The organism is Ensifer sp. Root278 (assembly GCF_001429285.1).
Lineage (GTDB): Bacteria > Pseudomonadota > Alphaproteobacteria > Rhizobiales > Rhizobiaceae > Ensifer.
This window is the reverse complement of sequence record NZ_LMJJ01000004.1, coordinates 159330-175700: the sequence shown is the minus strand read 5'-3', so window position 1 is coordinate 175700 and position 16371 is coordinate 159330. Positions and strand designations below refer to the sequence as shown.

The following is a 16371-nucleotide window of genomic DNA, read 5'->3' as shown; positions in this document are numbered from 1 at the left end:
GGCGATCCGACTCTAGCTCGACCCATCAAAAGGTCCGCAATTCCAACGATCCGACCCTCGCCGCTGCGGGAGGGCGGCGACCCTCCCGCAGCGGTTCCTTTCTGACCTGTTCGGCAGCCAATGTCATAAGACAAGCAATTCCAGGAAAAGTGCGAAACGGTTTTCCGTCCGGAATTGCGTAATTTCAAAGATCTAGATCACTTCATTGTTTCGATGAAACAATGAAGTGAGCTAGGCCGTAAGACCGGTCTTCGCTCACGCTTGAAAGCGCCGCAAGTCGATTGACCTGCGGCGCTTTTCGCGTTGATAGGTTGCGCCGTGACTCGCCTATCGTGAACCGGCGCGCGGACCTGGCTCCACCATCTTGCGATAGATATGCCATGTGGCGTGGCCGAAGATCGGCATGATGACGGCAAGACCGACGAAGACCGGGATCGAGCCGATCACCAAGCCAGCCGCGATGATGAAGCCCCAGAGCGCGACGGGTACCGGATTGACGAGGGTCGCGCGGATCGACGTTTCCACCGCCGCGACGGCGCCGACATCGCGATCGATCAGCAAGGGGAAGGATACGACCGTTGTCGCGAGCACGATGACCGCGAAGACGAAGCCGACGGCGTTGCCGACGAGGATCAGGTTCCAGCCCTGTTCGGTACCGATGATGCCGTTCCAGAAGGCAGCGATCGAAGCCGGCGGTTCGGCCCCGAAGATTTGTACGTAGAGCGCCTGGGCCACCAGCAGCCAAACAATGAAGACCACGAAAAGCATGGCGGCAACGGCCATGATCGATGGCAAGGCTGGAGAGCGATGCAGGCGAAGCGCATGCGGCCATGAATAGTCCATGCCGAGTTCACGCCGTCGACTGATTTCGTAAAGACCGATCGCCGCGACAGGGCCGATCAGGGCAAAGCCCGAGACCAGCGGATAAAGCAGCGGCAGCATGTTTGCGCCTGCGCTCCAGGTAATCAGCACGGCGCCGGCAATCGGGTAGATCAGGCATAGAAAGACGTAGTGCGACGGCTTTTCGCGAAAATCTTCAAATCCGAGACGCAAGGCGTCGAACACATCCGAGACACCAATCTTCTTTATCCCGGGGTGGGCGACACTCGCATCCGCCCCCGACAGAACATGGAATGTTGTCATGGCTCACTCCTCAACGAACTAGAGCGGCCGCGGAACAGAGATGCGACGAAACAAAGTCGCACCAACCGCGACCGTCATGGCGATTATACAGAAAATGAAGGCGCTGTCGCCTGCCGCCTGTTTCTCCAGGTCGTTACCGATCCAGGGATGAAAACAACAGTCCTTCGAAGTGTTGCGGCGACCATGGCGCCTCTCAAATAGCGCACGGCGTTGCAGGTCTTGACTTCGGCCGCTTTCAGCGCCACATCGCGGCCACTATGAAAGTATCCGACGCCCATATCCTCATTGTCCCTGGCTACACCAACTCCGGACCGGAGCACTGGCAGACCCGCTGGGAGCGCAAGATGTCCACCGCGCGCCGCGTCGAGCAGGCGGAGTGGGCAAAGCCCGTGCGTGAAGATTGGGTGGCGCGCATGATCGAAGAGGTCAATGCGGCGGAAAAGCCGGTCGTCATCGTCGCCCATTCGCTTGGCGTCGCGACTGCGGTGCACGCCCTGCCCCACTTCAACAAGCCGATCGCTGGCGCCTTCCTGGTAGCACCTCCGGATGTGGCCAATCCGACGATCCGCCCGAAGCATCTGATGACATTCGGCCCCTATCCGCGTGATCCCCTGCCGTTCCCGTCGCTGATGGTTGCAAGCCGCAACGATCCTTTCGGTTCCTACGAACACGCAGACGATATCGCCAAGGCCTGGGGTTCGCTGCTCGTCGACGCCGGCGAATCGGGCCATATCAACACCGAGTCCGGGCATGGCCCCTGGCCGGAGGGAACGATGGTGTTCGCTCAGTTCCTGAGCCGCCTGAAGCCCTGATGCTTCGCCGCCCCGGTTGACGGCTGCTGCGACTTCCCATTAATCCGACGTTCATTGTCCGCGGTCATCATCGGTCGGCATGGCAACGTGACTCGTCGTCAAAGGGCGTTGAGCGCTGTCGAATCTTGATTTGCAGCCTGATTTCCGGCTCCCGTGCCTTGGAAATGCGGCCGCAAACGCTGGACATGGGATAAGTGGCCGTCAACGAAGGTCTCACCAAAGGTGCGCGTGGTGCGCCAGCGAATTCGGATGTTCTCACGCAGGCCGCTCTGGAGCGCTTGCCGGCCGGAGCAATCATTGCCAATGATCTGGGACGGATCATAACGACCAACGCGCGCGCCGGCGAACTGCTGCTAAGGACACCCGCTTCGCTCCGCAAAGCCCTTCTCGCAGATCTCGTGCTGGATGAGGACCGGCCGCTGTTGCCGGCGCGGAACACCTTGGCGCCCACGACGACCGCGTCCACGACGCTCCGTTTCGAAAGCCTCTCCGGTCCGCTGCCGATGCTTGTCTCCTGGTCACCCGTGCTTTTTGCCGACCAGGACGCCTTTCTCCTGTTGATGCTCCCCGCCCATGAGCTCGTCGACGAAATCGCCGGTCTGCGCAACGACGAAACCCGCTGGAAATATGCGCTCGACAGCGCACTTGAAGGCGTGTGGGATCACGACTTCGAAACCGGGAACCTGTTTTACTCCACCACCTGGAAGCGGCTTCGTGGCCTGCCCGACGATGCCGAAGTCGACGGTAGTCTTGAGACCTGGATCCAGAACGTCCACCCCGACGACCACGCGCATGTGCGTGCCGCAATCGAGCGTCAGGATTCCGGCGAGGCTGTGTTCAACACCTTCGAGTACCGCGAGCGCCATGCGGACGGGCATTGGGTCTGGATCGAGAGCCGTGGCGCGTCCGTTGCCTATTGGCCGGATGGCAGACCCTCCCGCATCATCGGGACGGACACGGACATCACGGCGCGCAAGGAGGCGGAGGCCCGTCTCGAAGAGGTCTCTCGCCGCCTGAGGCTCGCTCTCGGCGTTTCGAAGATCGGCGTGTTCGACTTCAACCTCGACGCCCAGAGGGACGACTGGGACGAGCGCATGTTCGAGATCTACGGCCTCGACCCAAGTGATGGGCCGCCGAGCTCCGAAGCCTGGGAGAGCACGCTGCATCCCGACGACCGCGACAAGGTCATCGCTCGGACCAACGAAGGCATCGCTTCCGGCAAGCCCTACAGCAATGCCTTTCGGATCGTGCGCCCGGACGGCACGATCCGGCATATCCGCTCCAATGCGGCGACCTATATCGATCATCTCGGGACGCGAAAGCTCATCGGGGCGAACTGGGACGTCACCGAAGACATCGCTTTGCAGGAGGACTTGCGCCAGGCCCAGGCTTCCGCCGAAGCGCGCAACCGCGAGCTCGAGCTGGCGCGGATAAGGATCGAATACAACGCCCTGCACGACTACCTGACGGATCTGCCCAACCGGCGCTACCTCGACCAGATGCTGGCGGAAAACGTCGCGGTCAACGCCATCCTGCATATCGACCTTGATCGTTTCAAACAGATCAACGACACGCTTGGGCACCAGGCTGGTGATGCCATGCTGACCCATGCCGCTGCCATCCTTCGCGCGCACGCGCGACATGACGATTTCATTGCCCGCATCGGCGGCGACGAATTCGTCATTCTCTGCCGCCGCGGTCGCAACCTGCCGCAGCTCTCCGAGCTTGCCGAGCGTATCGTGCACGCCTTCCGTCGCCCCATTCCCTACGAGGGCCAGCTCTGCCGCCTGGGCGCGAGCATCGGCATTGCCTGGAAAGGGCCTGACGATTTCGATGCGAAGCAGTTGTTGATGAATGCCGACATCGCGCTCTACCGGGCAAAGAGCCTCGGCCGGGACCGGGTCGAAGCCTTTTCTGAGCAGATCCAGACACAAATTCTGACAGCCAAACGGATCGGCGACGATATTCGCCAGGCGATCGAGGAAGGGCAGTTCACGGTTTACTATCAGCCGCAGTTCGATGCGCGTTCACTCGAGATAACCGGTGTCGAGGCTCTGGTTCGCTGGAACCATCCTGAGCGCGGGGTGCTTGCCCCCTTCCATTTCCTGAAGGTCGCGGAGGAGATCAATGTCCTGCCGGCCATCGACCGAAAGGTCGTGGAGCTCGCCTATGCCGACTTTCAGTCCTGGCGGCAGTCCGGCTTCGCCATTCCCAAGATCTCGGTCAACATGTCGTCGCCGCGCCTGCGTGATCCCGGCCTGATCGCCGACCTGCGTGATCTGCAGATCGCCCCTGGCGTCCTCTCGTTCGAATTGCTCGAATCCATCTTCCTCGACGATCCGGAAGATGAAATCGCCGAAACCATCTCGGCCCTCGGCGCGCTTGGGATCGAGGTGGAGATCGACGACTTCGGCACCGGGCACGCCTCGATCATCGGCCTGCTCAATCTCAATCCGGCGCGGCTGAAGATCGACCGGGCGCTGGTCGGACCGATCACGGAGAGCCCGAAACAGGCTAAGCTGGTCCGCGCGATCATCGACATCGGCCATTCGCTCAACATCGAGGTCGTCGGCGAAGGCGTCGAGACCTGGGAGCATGCGGCGATGCTGCGCGATCTCGGCTGCGATGTGCTGCAGGGCTACGCGCTGGCCCGCCCGATGGATCGTCTGGAGCTTGAACGGCGCCTGCGGCGCGGATGGAAGCCGGTCTTCGGCACGGAGGACAAATAAAAACGCCCGGCTTCATGGCCGGGCGTGAACGGTCGGCATTGGTGCCTGAAAACTTACTTGTTCTGGATCTGCTGGACGGCTTCGCCGAGAAGCTCGAGCATCCGCAAGCGGATCTGATCTTCCGTCTGGGCAACGCCTGCAGCGTCAAAGTCGGCCTTGATCTTGCGGACGACGTCTTCGTGGCCGGCCTCTTCGAAGTCGGCAACCACCACTTCGTTGGCGTAGGCGTCGGCGTCGGCCTTGCCGAGCAGACCGGCAGCCCAGAGACCGACAAGCTTGTTGCGGCGCGCTTCAGCCTTGAACTTCAGTTCTTCGTCCAGCGCAAACTTCGCCTCGAAGGCCTTTTCGCGATCCTGCATCGTCGTCATCAATCGATCTCCCTGAAAATTCCATGCCGGAAACAGTTATCGCCATAAACCAAAACGGAGGTCAAACTGCAATGCGTAGTTTTCCGGTTTGATGACTTTCATGTTACCCTCCGTATGGTTCCTGAAATCGCCTTCGATTCAGGGACTACATACGTCGCAGCGCCCAAAGTGACACGGCGACCTTGATGCGTCCAGGTAGAGACGCGCGGGCGCCCTATGCAAATCAGGGGACGGGAAGATACGCCGATTGTGAAATCCGTTCTTTTCGGTTATGGACCCCGAGAGATATTCCACGCGCGCGACCCAAGAGCGCCAACAACCACAGAGACAGAATCCATGAATCGTCGCCGCCGTATCTACGAGGGCAAGGCCAAGATCCTCTATGAGGGTCCGGAGCCAGGTACGCTCATCCAATTTTTCAAGGACGACGCGACCGCCTTCAACAAGAAAAAGCATGACGTCATCGACGGCAAAGGCGTGCTGAACAACCGTATTTCCGAGTACATCTTCACGCATCTCAACAAGATCGGCATCCCCACACACTTCATCCGCCGCCTCAACATGCGCGAGCAGTTGATCAAGGAAGTCGAGATCATCCCGCTCGAGATCGTCGTGCGCAACGTTGCCGCCGGCTCGCTGTCCAAGCGCCTCGGCATCGAGGAAGGCACCGTTCTCCCCCGTTCGATCATCGAGTTCTACTACAAGGCCGATGCGCTGGAAGACCCGATGGTCTCCGAAGAGCACATCACCGCCTTCGGCTGGGCAAGCCCCCAGGAACTCGACGACATCATGGCGCTCGCCATCCGCATCAACGACTTCCTTTCGGGCCTGTTCCTGGGCGTCGGCATCCAGCTCGTCGACTTCAAGATCGAGTGCGGCCGTCTGTTCGAGGGCGACATGATGCGCATCGTGCTCGCCGACGAGATTTCGCCGGATAGCTGCCGTCTCTGGGACATCGAGACCCGCGAGAAGCTCGACAAGGACCGCTTCCGCCGCGACCTTGGCGGCCTCGTCGAGGCCTACCAGGAAGTCGCCCGCCGTCTTGGCATCATGAACGAGAACGAACCCGTGCGCGGCACCGGTCCGGTTCTGGTGAAATAACTTTCGGGGAAAATCAAAGTGATCAAGGCACGTGTAACCGTGACGCTGAAGAACGGCGTTCTCGATCCGCAGGGCAAGGCAATCGAAGGTGCGCTCGGCGCACTCGGCTTCGACGGCATCGGCCAGGTCCGTCAGGGCAAGGTTTTCGATCTGCAGATCGAATCCACAGACAAGGCCAAGGCCGAAGAAGACCTCAAGGCGATGTGCGAAAAGCTGCTCGCCAACACGGTGATCGAGAACTACAGCATCTCGTTCGCCTGATCGATCAGGCATGAAGATCGGTCCGTGCCTTCGGGCGCGGATCCAGACGTTAAGAAACGCCGAAGCAGCACGAACGCCCAACGGAGCGGTGCTGCGATCGGGAGATGCCTGGCTCGTCGGGGTGGGGCATCAAGATTTGATCTCGCCGCTAACGGAGACAGAGATATGAAGTCAGCCGTCGTTCAGCTTCCGGGCCTCAACCGCGACCGCGACATGATCGCGGCCCTCACCAAGATTTCCGGCAAGGCTCCGGTCACCGTCTGGCAGACGGAAACGGATATCCCCGATGTCGATCTGATCGTCATCCCGGGCGGCTTCTCCTATGGCGACTATCTGCGCTGTGGCGCGATCGCAGCGCGCATGCCGGTCATGCAGGCGATCAAGGCCAAGGCGGAAAAGGGCGTCAAGGTTCTCGGCGTCTGCAACGGCTTCCAGATCCTCGTCGAGGCCGGCCTCCTGCCGGGCGCGCTGATGCGCAATGCCTCGCTGAAGTTCGTCTGCCGCGAGATCAAGCTCGAAGTGGTCAATGCCGACACCGACTTCACCCGCGCCTACTCGAAGGGCCAGATCATCCGCTCGCCGGTCGCCCACCACGACGGCAACTACTTCGCCGATGCCGAGACGCTGAAGACGATCGAAGGCAATGGCCAGGTGGTGTTCCGCTATGCCGAAGGCACCAACCCGAACGGTTCGATGAACGATATCGCCGGCGTGATGAATGCCGAGGGTAACGTGCTCGGTATGATGCCGCATCCGGAAAACCTGATCGAAGCGGCTCATGGCGGCTCCGACGGCCGCGGCCTCTTTGCGTCTGCGCTCGAAGTAATCGCCGCTTAACCATCCGGCTGATAGAAGGCATCCGATCCATCCCTGAAATGCGAGCGAGACCGTCGATGCCTTCATTTGTCCCTGCACGCCTGGCCGGCCTTGCCTGCGCAACGTTTGGCCTGGCCCTTCTCGCTTCGTGCCAATCGCCGAAGCCGCCGGCGCCGAGCCCGAACACGGCCGCACTGCCGACCATGGAGCGCGTGGCGCTTGGCGCCAACGGCTGCTGGTTCAAATCGGGCGATTCCGAGTTCAAGTCCTATCGCCTGGCGCCGGAGCTTAATTCCTTCTCGGGCCGCCCGCGCATACTGATCGTGCCGCGCAAATCGCCGGAAGCACGCCCGCTCGCCGTCGTTCAGGCCGAGGGCAACCCGGCACGCCTGCAGGCCTTCGGACCGTTGATGAGCGAACCCGTCGGCACGCGGATGGCCGCCGATATCAAGCGCTGGGCTGCCGGCGGACAGGGCTGCAAGTAGACCCCAGTCAAATTGGCGAATTGACCAATGGCCGCCGACCTCAAAGGGCGCCGGCCATTGTGCATTGTCGGACAGTCGTTCTAATCCGAGCTAGCGCCAGAACGGGACAGTCGATTCCTGGCGCGCGTCCTTCTCGGAAACACCGATATCCCTAAGCTGCCAATCGCTCATTTCCCCGAGCGCCATGCGACCGCGTCGCTTCGCCGCCAGTTCGCGATAGAGCCCCCAAAACCGCTTCAACAGGCCTTCGCGTTCGTCCGAATAGTCGCCGCCCAGCAATGTGCTGGTGCGCTCGACGGACTTCGCTTCCGCGCGGGACAAACAAATTGTATCGATTGTACTCATTGATAACCTCAATGCAGCGATTGCTATCGTTGTATCGGTGATAATTGACATATTTCGCGCTGTAATCTAAAGAATTGTCACTATGACAAAACTATTCATTCGGAAATGCTAATAACGTCAGAGATTTAAGGCGTTACCCAGAGTTGGGGTATACACGGGGTAGCGATTTTAGCTGCTCAGAGCGCGCTCGGAGGGCCGCTTTCGGCCTGATTTTCCCCTTGGAGGAGCCTTTCTAGCTCCCCAGAGCGGGTAAGATTCGGCTCCTCTGGCCCCTCGCGGCGGTCCTGCGGTGGGCGGATCAAAACAATGCAATCGTCACAATGGGTACAATTCGCGTTTAAACGCACGGGCAACGCCTGCGCCCAGCGTGCCCCCTATCCCGCCATCCAGCCCATGACTAGCATCGCGTCCCCCAGACCCCGCTATTTCGTGCCCAGCCCCGACGGGGGCTGAGGCCCGGCGGGATCTTACTGGGGGCCTCTCGCCGTCAATGGGCATAAGTCGGGTCAGGGTCCCTGCACGCCCTCTCGGGCTCGGCTCAACGGTGGACGATCGGACCCGGCCAAAGAGACGACTAGACGGGCCGATTTAGAGGGCCATCCTGAGGCGTGTCGAATGGGGTGGGTCCTCACTCAGGATCTTCCGATTTCGTTGCATTGCGGCCAGAACGGCGCATACTGTTGGTATCGCTGGGCAGTTATCAGGGCCCCGACGACTGGAAGATCATCCGCGCTTTCGCCCCAAGTCAGGAGGTCGCGCGATGTTCTCCGCACCCAGCTGGAAAGCACTTCTCCCCCACGAAATGGATCAAATCGAACAGGTCTTCGCCGACATTCTCCGGGAGCGGAGGTTGTCGAGGGATTGCGAAACCGCAGAGGATATAGCAAGACGACTTATCATCTGTTTCCAAGACGGCATCCGCGAACCTAGTGCTCTGAGAGGTGCGCTCGGCTCGGCTCAACACTCGACTAGTCGCGTCGATTTAGCGGGCCACTGAGAGGCGAATGTTCTAATCCTGGTACTTGTCCTTGGCTTTGGCCCGCAAGCAACTGGAGAACAGCACGTCAGACTGCATAGCCCTTTGATCTCCCGGAAGGCGTGCGGCAAGGCACTCGGTTGCGCGAGTGCAATATTCCTCTTCCAGTCTCCGCTGGGCAATCAGGGCGTTCGCTGGCATCGGTACGCCAGCCGATCCGATCAAGGTTAGATTTGCGTTGGTGTAGGCGTCTAAAGCGGCGGCAAGGCAAGCGCTCTCGTCATTCGCTGCTAGTGCGCTGGTGGTTATTACCGCTGATAAAGCTACCGCGATCCCGCTGCGATACAATGAATTGCCTCCCGGTCACTGACGCTACTTCGGCAGAGCCGACTTCGATATGACGGGAATAGTCGAAGGTATGCAACCGCGTTCGCCTGTTGCTGCCCGGTTTTCGACCGTATGAAAAATCGTATGCTTAAGGTTTCATACGCTTCATACGGTGTATGGGACCATGAGTAGGTGGGGAGAATAAATTCTCTCCCACCGGCCTGCATCCTTTGGTTTGCAGGGGCGTACAGAGGTTGAGCGTATGAGGCTCATACGGCAACGGCCCACGGCTTATCGCCCTCGCGCTTTTCGACTAACCCGCGCTTCACCAGTGCATTTAGAGCCGTCTGCACTTGACCTTTCTTCAGGCCGAGCCCGTCCGCATAGGTTTGAAGCGACTGCCCGCCCTCATCCGTAATTGCCTTTAGGACCACGGCTTGAGTTGGGCTCAGCCCCTTACCGCTATCGCGGATCTCGGCATATTCAGCCTGCGTGAGGGGCCACGCGACCACGGTCGTGAGCGGGTTGCCGTCTGCATCCATCGTCTGGAGGGACGTAACCACCTCCAGCTTAAACGCCAACGGCTCAAACTGAGCGCCGCGAAACTTCAACGGATCACGGGTCAACAGCACAATGTTGTCATATCGGTCCAGGTACGTGTTGCCATCAATTTCGTTCCGGAAGGTGCTGCCGCCGAATGCACGTACGGCCCACGGTCCGCGCTTTTGGGTGGGTGGCTGAGCACAACCACGGTTGGCCCACCGGGCAGGTCATCTGCGAGCGTCCGCAGCTCCTGTGCCCAATCTTTGGCCGCGCGGTTGTCATTGAAGTCGTCACCGCTGAAGTACGCTTGCGATGTGTCTACGATGACGAGACTGTATTCATGGCCGGTTGCCCGTATCGTGGCTTTGATGTCGTCCATGCCGCCAACGAATGGCAGAAAGTCGAGAGGCAACGAGGCTAAATCGAACTGCATCGTCTCCGCCATCATGTGCAGTCGCTCCATTACGTCCCCATCGTTCTCGCCCGCGAGGTAAAGCACCCGCCCGTCGGTTGTGACGTGGTCGCCTAGGTCCCGCCCCTCGGCCACATGTGCAGCGATCGTCAGGGCCACGGCGGTTTTGCCGGACCCGGCTGGAGCGGTGAGGCTGTAAACGTACTTGCGGCGAAAGAGCCCATTTATCAGCGACTGTGCTGGCTTCCAGTCATGGAGCCATTCACCCGCCTGAACGATGCGGAGTTTGGTCTTTTTGGAGACAACCTCGGCAGTTTTGAGCGGGTATAGCTTGTAGACCTCGGCGCTACGGAGCTGCTTTGGTTTGAGGTTGCCGGACGCGTCACGGACCCACACCGTCTCGTGATCGGGTTGCTCTGTGGCCGTGGCCGGTGTACTTTGTGTCGACATTCATGGGTTCCTTTCCCTGAGTGTTTGAGTGTCTGTGAAATGAGCGGTCCTTTGTGGCCGCTTTTTTTATCCATCGTTCAGGATACGCCCTCACCCGGCATGTACTAGCCCCCTGATTTCGACGTCGAGATATTAGGGTGCTAATGGTTTGCCGGGTCATAGTCGTGTCCGTCCGCGCAGTTCGGCCCACGTCTGTGCCTGCCAATTAATCCGTTTTTCGATGGCGAGTTGAGCCTCCAGCCGGTCACGTTCCCGGCGCAGATACGCGTCAACGGCGGCTTTCTCGGCGGCGGTCCACCCATCGACCTTGGCCGAGCCTATGGCCAATTGCTCAACGAGGGCGGCCACATCGATGCTGGACCTGACGACACGGCGGGCCATCACCATTCACCCCGCTGGCCCGGACCATCATTGCGAGGGGCGAAACGGTCCACGTAGGGCTGAAGGGCGGCCTTCCACAAAGACTTGCGTGCGGCCCACTCCGGGTCGCCGTCCTCTAGCGGATCGTGCCACGGCCTAGCCACGCGGACCTTTGAATTGCGGTCGACGGGGACTTTTGCTCTGCCCGCGAGATATGACCGCTTGGATTGGCTGGTACTCACAGGCCCGCCCTCCAATCAATCGACGGGTCGGCGGCCTCAAGCACTCTCAAGTACGCATCAGCACGCTCGGGCCGTTGCTCGTTGAGCCATCGCAGCGCACTGAGCGCATTATAAAAACGGCGTTGGGCTCCCGTCTGCGTGTAGGTCGTGAGGAGCACGGGGCCGACGTGCTGCTTGCTCAGGATGTATAGCCACTGGCGAGAATAGCCCGAAATTGCCGCGAAGGCTTTGATGGAAAGCCGGTGCTCGTTTAGTGGGTTATTGATGTATTCGTTAGGCATTTGTTTCCCTCCTTTCCAAACAATAGAAAATCATGCCTTGACACACCCACTTTACACGGTCGTGTGGCCGTGGGATAGTAGGGGCACTCAGAGACAGCAAAGGCTGTCAAGTGAAAAGTTCAGGAGAACAGAGGAATGGGTACACGGAAGGAAAAGCGCGAGGCCGAACTGCTCCAGCGCGCAAATGATGAATACGCCCGGCAGCTAGCCGATATCGAAAACCGCATCTCAGCCCTGCCAGCGTCGACCCTGCCCTCTCGATACAACGAGGCATCGCTGTCGGACGGAATTACGGCGTTTCAGGTCGCGAGCGGTTTGATCGAACCCGATCAGAATGACCGCCTCAGTGTCGGCAACCAGAACCTTTTATGGAATTCCGCAGTTGAAAACCTCAGGCGCTCACAGGAGCGCTGGCCCGATGACACGGTCTTTGGCGCAGACGGCCAAGCCTATCAACCCGGTGCTCTTGCAGGGACCTTCGTTCCGGCCAAGCCGCTCATCAAGACGAGCGACGACATCATTCGCAGACAGGCCGAAAACGAGAGCTACCAACGCATTTCCGGGCGAATGTGGACGTCGTACCAATTGGCCCATCCCTACGATGACCCGCGCGACGTCGAGGAGGCACTACGCGGGCTGATGCAGCAAACCGGTGCCAGCGCGGCTGATCTGGAAAGTATCTACGAAGACCCGGTCGACCGTGCGGCGGCCTTTGAGACGCTCGCCAACGCCGTAGATCAGGTGGCCGGTGAACGTGAGGTCCGCGAGCTACGGAGCCAAGCCGACACATACGACGATCGCACGGACATGCTCGGCGGTGGTGCAGGCGGCCACTCGCCCTATTCCACGGGCCACCAGCCCAAAAGTCACAATTCCCATGAACCGGGCAGCCTTAGTGCCCTTCTCCAGCGCATGCGCGATCAGGATTAACGAACATGAACACAATTGTTTACTTGCGGCCACAACCGGCCCCCGGCCAATCCGCCGATCACATTGTCAAGCAACAGCACGCAGCGGCGAACGCAGCGGGCATCCAAGCGGGTTTGCCCTCGCAACGGGACGGCGACGGCCTAGCCCTCGTAGCCCGCACGATGACAGAGCCCGCAGGCGGTGAAAGGACGCTCCAGCAAATCCTATCGGCTATCGGGCCTGACGATGCGTTCGTCACAGCCACGCTTGGAAGCCTTGGGACCACGCCGACGTCCCTTGTCGTCAACGCGTCCAAACTGGTCGCAAGCGGCGCACGGCTCGTCATCGCGGATCTTCCGTCCGGGCTCGACCTGAACCTCTTGCGCGTCGTTGCGAGTGCGTTTCGTCCGCTTGAAGAAAGGGCTTCGCGTCTGTCGGCTGAAATCGATGCCATGTACGCGTCCCGGATGGTCGAACGTCAGGAGCACGAACAGGAAGTCCGCAAGTCCTTGGTAAACTCCATGATGGCCAACGGCATCGACGTCGCCTCGCTGCTCACAGGCGGCCACAAACCTGCCGCGAAGGGCGACCCGGCACTCGGTAAGCAACTCAAGACCATCCGTGAGGAACTTGCCCTGTCGCCTGAGGACGCTGGCAAGCTGGTCGTGAAGTTCGGACACGCAGCCCTGTCTAAGAGCGACGTGACCGGCATTGAGAAGGGGCGGATTGCAGACGTGGCCCTTGTCGACAGTTACACGGTCGCGTTGCGCGCAGCCAAGGCCAAAGCACGTGTCGCCCAGAAGATCGATGCTGCCATCTTCAACGCGAAGGCCACCGAACAACACGGGCAGCCCCTCACCGCAGGTGAAGCGGCCACGATCGCCGCGAACGTCAAATCCAAGTCCACAGCCAAACGCGGTGACCCGATCCCCGCAGCCACAACCCCAATTCAGGAGTGAATATTATGAGCACTACACAACCCGGCTACGTTGGTAAAATCGACCTCGACCGTGGCGTCACAATGAAACAATCCTACATCTCGGCCACTCGGGTCTACATGTACAAGGACGAGCCAGGTTCGTTCTACGATGACTTTGGGCGCTCGGTCAGTGAAGCCGTGGCAGCCGCAGCTGGCTTTGACGTCGTGGCCCTCGGACGGGTCAAGTTTTTGAGCGATAAGAAGGCACAATTCCAGGCTGAAATTGATGCCGCTCTCAAGGAAGCGGCTGGATCGCTGACGGAAGAGGTCGTCGCCTCGTCAGAGACGGGCTTCACGATGTTGGGGCTCGGCGGCGGTCGATTTAAAATCGTTGACGTCGACGGGACCATGATCTCGCCACGCCCCCTCAACAAAGAGGACGCCGATCGCCTGTTTGAACTCCTCACGCAACAGGATGCCTGACCATGCGTTCGATCGACCGCAAGCTCCAGAAGGCCATCGACAACGCCGAGACAGCCGAGGATCTGGCCGACGACCTGCTAGACCTGTTCGATGAGGCCGACGAAACCGACGCCGAAGCCGCAGCCCTCGCAATCGCCAAACGCCTGCTAAACGCCGCTGACGAGGGTGACGACGACGACGCGTCCGGCCCTGAGGCAGGCTAACGGCCAAACCCATCCCGGCAGTGTTTCCTAGCCGGGCCGCTGACGGTGTTTGTGCCGCCGTTAGCAAGGTGGCCGGTCTCAGTCTCCTCCGGCCACCACCACCACCACCACCCACGCATTACACTTGCCGGTTTGTCCCGGCCATTGAGGAGGTCACCCATGGCCCATCTCACAAACGCTGAACGTCTGGCCTCTACCCCATTGCTTAGCGCTCTAGCCGGGCCGTCCGTGGTCAAGCTGCGCAAGCTTCCAGACGGTCGCCTTGTCCTCACATCTACGCTGATCGGGACACGGCGGGCCGAGATCGTCGGCGGCCCCTACACCCCCAAGATGCGGGCTATGGCTATCACCAATTTCCACCGGGTCGTTAAAGCCAGGACCCCACGCCGCACCTTCGTGTACGACACGGCGTCGACCGCTGAGCAACCGCCCGCCACCCGTCATTGATGCGCCCACGCTCTGACGACGTTGGCCAGCAAGGCCCTTCGGAAAGATAATCTGATGGGTGATGGCGGCCACAAGAAACACTCGCCAGTGGCCGCTTATTTGCACCCGACTAGTCGGGTTAGGGGCTCAATGCCCTGCGGCGCAAGGGTTTCGGCCCGGAAATTGGCCCTCACACGCCGGCCCGCGTCCCCGATGATCGGTCGGGCCACAGTAGCTTTAGCCGGAAGCGAGATGGCGTGCCGTGAGGAGTGAACGCAGGTCATAGGGTCGAGGGCGAAGCCCGAGAGCTTGCGTGCCCTTGACCGGAGTGAGCCCCGGAACAAGCTGGCCATCGATCCCGGCGTTAAGCCGGTGGCCCACTCTGCGCCGCTCGGTGTCTTCTATTCTATGTGTCCGTTGGGGTCACCCTTATCGGGAACGCTAAAGACGTCCATCCTGTCGACTACGGATTGCGTGTACTCTTGCAACATACTGAAAAGGTAATGGCAGAAATCGGCTTGAAATGGTGAAATGCCCCCAACGCGCAACTGTTCGTCAAATCTCATGAAGCTCACGGGGTGCGTGTGCACATATGCCGAAAGGTAAGACTGATTGAAATCGAAGTCGTCGACGCTCCATCCCGCCTCTCTAACCGCGCCGCGAACGCCATCCAAGAATAAGAACATACCGTTCTGAAACTCCGCAATCTTCGGTTCGCTGTACAGAAGTGCAGCCCCTAGCTCGCGTATGCGCGTTTGAATGCCGAGTCTGACACCATCGTTAGCCGGGTCGCTGGCCTGCACCCCGTAGGCTTTGAGTGGCTTTAAGAACCGTTTTCGGTTGCTGTCGTCGTGTAAAAACAGAAGCTGTCGGCGCAAATCCCACTGCTTAGTGCTGAGGCTTGGCTCCGAAATGTACATCGTCATCAGGCTAGCATCTATTGAAGCCCGAGCCAGCACAGCTAGTGAATAATGGTCAAGCAGGGCCGATCCGCTAGGATTATCAAAGAAGCGGTCGGCAAGAACCGATATCGACATATTGTGCATAATCAGCTTTGTGAACACCGACAAGGCACGTCTTTGACGCCCGGTGTGAACCATGCCAAGGTTGCGTTGGGATATGGTCACCGCGTTGCTGGTAGCCCGCTCGAAGTCGGCATACGCAGCCTTTGCGGATTCAAGATCGACTTTTTCTTTCTTCTTGCGGACTCGCGACATCTATTCCCCCGTGGTTGCAGAGGAAGATTAGCTTGAGTTGTAGGCTCAACGCGAGACGCTACACGCGGCTTTTTTTTGAGACTGCTCCCGGCCCCACCCATCAGGAAAACGTAGGAAAGCTATTTGAAACAACGGCTTACGGGTTGTTTTCGCATGGATTTCGGGTGCAGGCACGGCAAACGGGAAAAGGCCTGCTTTATCAATCACTTATGGGGCGAACGCTTTTTCTGGAATTGACCTAGTGTCCATGTGGTGGGGCTAGTACCTCCTCCCCCTGCGGGGCCCCTTTGGGGGGAAGCCCGGCCCCCTCCGGGCCACGGCCACACCGGGCGACGACTACCCGGACACGGTGCCTTTTTTACCCGAGTGGCGCAGCAGGGTAAACGAATGAGAAGCTAAATTGTTGATATCACTAGATATACCTGCACACGCCTATTTGACACATCGACAAATACACGTCTGTCCCGCTCCTTGTCACGCCTCATAACCGGGACGGTAAGCCGACACGAATACCCGGAGCTATGCGCCTAGAACATGGATTTTCGTGGAGACATGCACGGAGT

At 59.7% G+C, this 16371-nt stretch carries 18 protein-coding genes; 10 read left to right on the top strand and 8 right to left on the bottom strand.

The genetic code is table 11. The annotated features are described in order from the left end of the window. Positions 1-327 precede the first annotated feature (327 nt). Positions 328-1143 carry a DUF2189 domain-containing protein gene (locus ASE60_RS06680; RefSeq protein WP_057248964.1) on the bottom strand — a complete coding sequence of 272 codons (816 nt, stop codon included), beginning with the start codon at positions 1141-1143 and terminating at the stop codon, positions 328-330. A 257-nt stretch (positions 1144-1400) separates the two neighbouring features. On the opposite strand from ASE60_RS06680, the gene ASE60_RS06675 reads away from it, so the two are divergent. Together ASE60_RS06675 and ASE60_RS06670 are read left to right on the top strand one after the other, a co-directional pair. Beyond that, positions 1401-1955, top strand: coding sequence for an alpha/beta hydrolase (locus ASE60_RS06675; protein ID WP_057248963.1), 555 nt, complete (start codon positions 1401-1403; stop codon positions 1953-1955). Between the two features lie 194 nt (positions 1956-2149). Then, positions 2150-4684: an EAL domain-containing protein gene (locus ASE60_RS06670; RefSeq protein ID WP_057248962.1), complete on the top strand. Its 2535-nt coding sequence runs from the start codon at positions 2150-2152 to the stop codon at positions 4682-4684. Positions 4685-4737: 53 nt separating this feature from the next. Here ASE60_RS06670 and ASE60_RS06665 read toward each other — a convergent pair whose 3' ends face one another. Next, on the bottom strand, positions 4738-5052 hold the full coding sequence (locus tag ASE60_RS06665) for a DUF1476 domain-containing protein (protein WP_057248961.1): 315 nt from the start codon (positions 5050-5052) through the stop codon (positions 4738-4740). A gap of 336 nt (positions 5053-5388) precedes the next feature. Here ASE60_RS06665 and purC point away from each other — a divergent pair, with 336 nt between their 5' ends. The 4 genes from purC to ASE60_RS06645 all read left to right on the top strand — a co-directional run bounded on the left by purC (position 5389) and on the right by ASE60_RS06645 (position 7715). Beyond that, positions 5389-6153 carry a phosphoribosylaminoimidazolesuccinocarboxamide synthase gene (purC, locus tag ASE60_RS06660; RefSeq protein ID WP_057248960.1) on the top strand — a complete coding sequence of 255 codons (765 nt, stop codon included), beginning with the start codon at positions 5389-5391 and terminating at the stop codon, positions 6151-6153. 18 nt (positions 6154-6171) lie between these two features. Then, on the top strand, positions 6172-6414 hold the full coding sequence (gene purS / locus ASE60_RS06655; protein ID WP_057248959.1) for a phosphoribosylformylglycinamidine synthase subunit PurS: 243 nt from the start codon (positions 6172-6174) through the stop codon (positions 6412-6414). A gap of 165 nt (positions 6415-6579) precedes the next feature. Continuing rightward, positions 6580-7251, top strand: a complete 672-nt coding sequence (gene purQ, locus ASE60_RS06650) for a phosphoribosylformylglycinamidine synthase subunit PurQ (RefSeq protein ID WP_043614510.1) — start codon at positions 6580-6582, stop codon at positions 7249-7251. A gap of 56 nt (positions 7252-7307) precedes the next feature. Beyond that, the gene (locus ASE60_RS06645) at positions 7308-7715 is read left to right on the top strand and encodes a hypothetical protein (protein WP_057248958.1); all 408 of its coding nucleotides are present in this window, start codon (positions 7308-7310) and stop codon (positions 7713-7715) included. Positions 7716-7805: 90 nt separating this feature from the next. On the opposite strand, the gene ASE60_RS35125 is transcribed toward ASE60_RS06645, so the two are convergent. The 5 genes from ASE60_RS35125 to ASE60_RS06610 all read right to left on the bottom strand — a co-directional run bounded on the left by ASE60_RS35125 (position 7806) and on the right by ASE60_RS06610 (position 11651). Next, a complete protein-coding gene (locus tag ASE60_RS35125) occupies positions 7806-8060 on the bottom strand; it encodes a DUF1127 domain-containing protein (protein WP_192494708.1) in 255 nt (84 codons plus the stop codon). Between the two features lie 1572 nt (positions 8061-9632). Next, positions 9633-9995: a helix-turn-helix domain-containing protein gene (locus tag ASE60_RS06625; protein ID WP_057248954.1), complete on the bottom strand. Its 363-nt coding sequence runs from the start codon at positions 9993-9995 to the stop codon at positions 9633-9635. After that, complete coding sequence (locus ASE60_RS06620; RefSeq protein ID WP_057248953.1) at positions 9986-10768, bottom strand: AAA family ATPase; 783 nt, start codon at positions 10766-10768, stop codon at positions 9986-9988. Before ASE60_RS06620 ends, ASE60_RS06625 begins: the two co-directional genes overlap by 10 nt. Positions 10769-10924: 156 nt before the next feature. Then, a complete protein-coding gene (locus tag ASE60_RS06615; RefSeq protein WP_156414595.1) occupies positions 10925-11149 on the bottom strand; it encodes a hypothetical protein in 225 nt (74 codons plus the stop codon). Between the two features lie 217 nt (positions 11150-11366). Further along, a complete protein-coding gene (locus ASE60_RS06610) occupies positions 11367-11651 on the bottom strand; it encodes a hypothetical protein (protein ID WP_057248951.1) in 285 nt (94 codons plus the stop codon). A gap of 135 nt (positions 11652-11786) precedes the next feature. On the opposite strand from ASE60_RS06610, the gene ASE60_RS06605 reads away from it, so the two are divergent. The 4 genes from ASE60_RS06605 to ASE60_RS06590 are packed head-to-tail and all read left to right on the top strand — an operon-like array spanning position 11787 to position 14165. After that, positions 11787-12581: a hypothetical protein gene (locus ASE60_RS06605; protein ID WP_057248950.1), complete on the top strand. Its 795-nt coding sequence runs from the start codon at positions 11787-11789 to the stop codon at positions 12579-12581. Between the two features lie 5 nt (positions 12582-12586). After that, positions 12587-13519 carry a hypothetical protein gene (locus ASE60_RS06600; protein ID WP_057248949.1) on the top strand — a complete coding sequence of 311 codons (933 nt, stop codon included), beginning with the start codon at positions 12587-12589 and terminating at the stop codon, positions 13517-13519. 5 nt (positions 13520-13524) lie between these two features. Continuing rightward, positions 13525-13962 carry a hypothetical protein gene (locus ASE60_RS06595; protein ID WP_057248948.1) on the top strand — a complete coding sequence of 146 codons (438 nt, stop codon included), beginning with the start codon at positions 13525-13527 and terminating at the stop codon, positions 13960-13962. A gap of 2 nt (positions 13963-13964) precedes the next feature. After that, a complete protein-coding gene (locus ASE60_RS06590) occupies positions 13965-14165 on the top strand; it encodes a hypothetical protein (RefSeq protein WP_057248947.1) in 201 nt (66 codons plus the stop codon). Positions 14166-14992: 827 nt separating this feature from the next. On the opposite strand, the gene ASE60_RS06580 is transcribed toward ASE60_RS06590, so the two are convergent. After that, positions 14993-15808, bottom strand: a complete 816-nt coding sequence (locus tag ASE60_RS06580; protein ID WP_057248945.1) for a hypothetical protein — start codon at positions 15806-15808, stop codon at positions 14993-14995. Between the last annotated feature and the right edge of the window lie 563 nt (positions 15809-16371).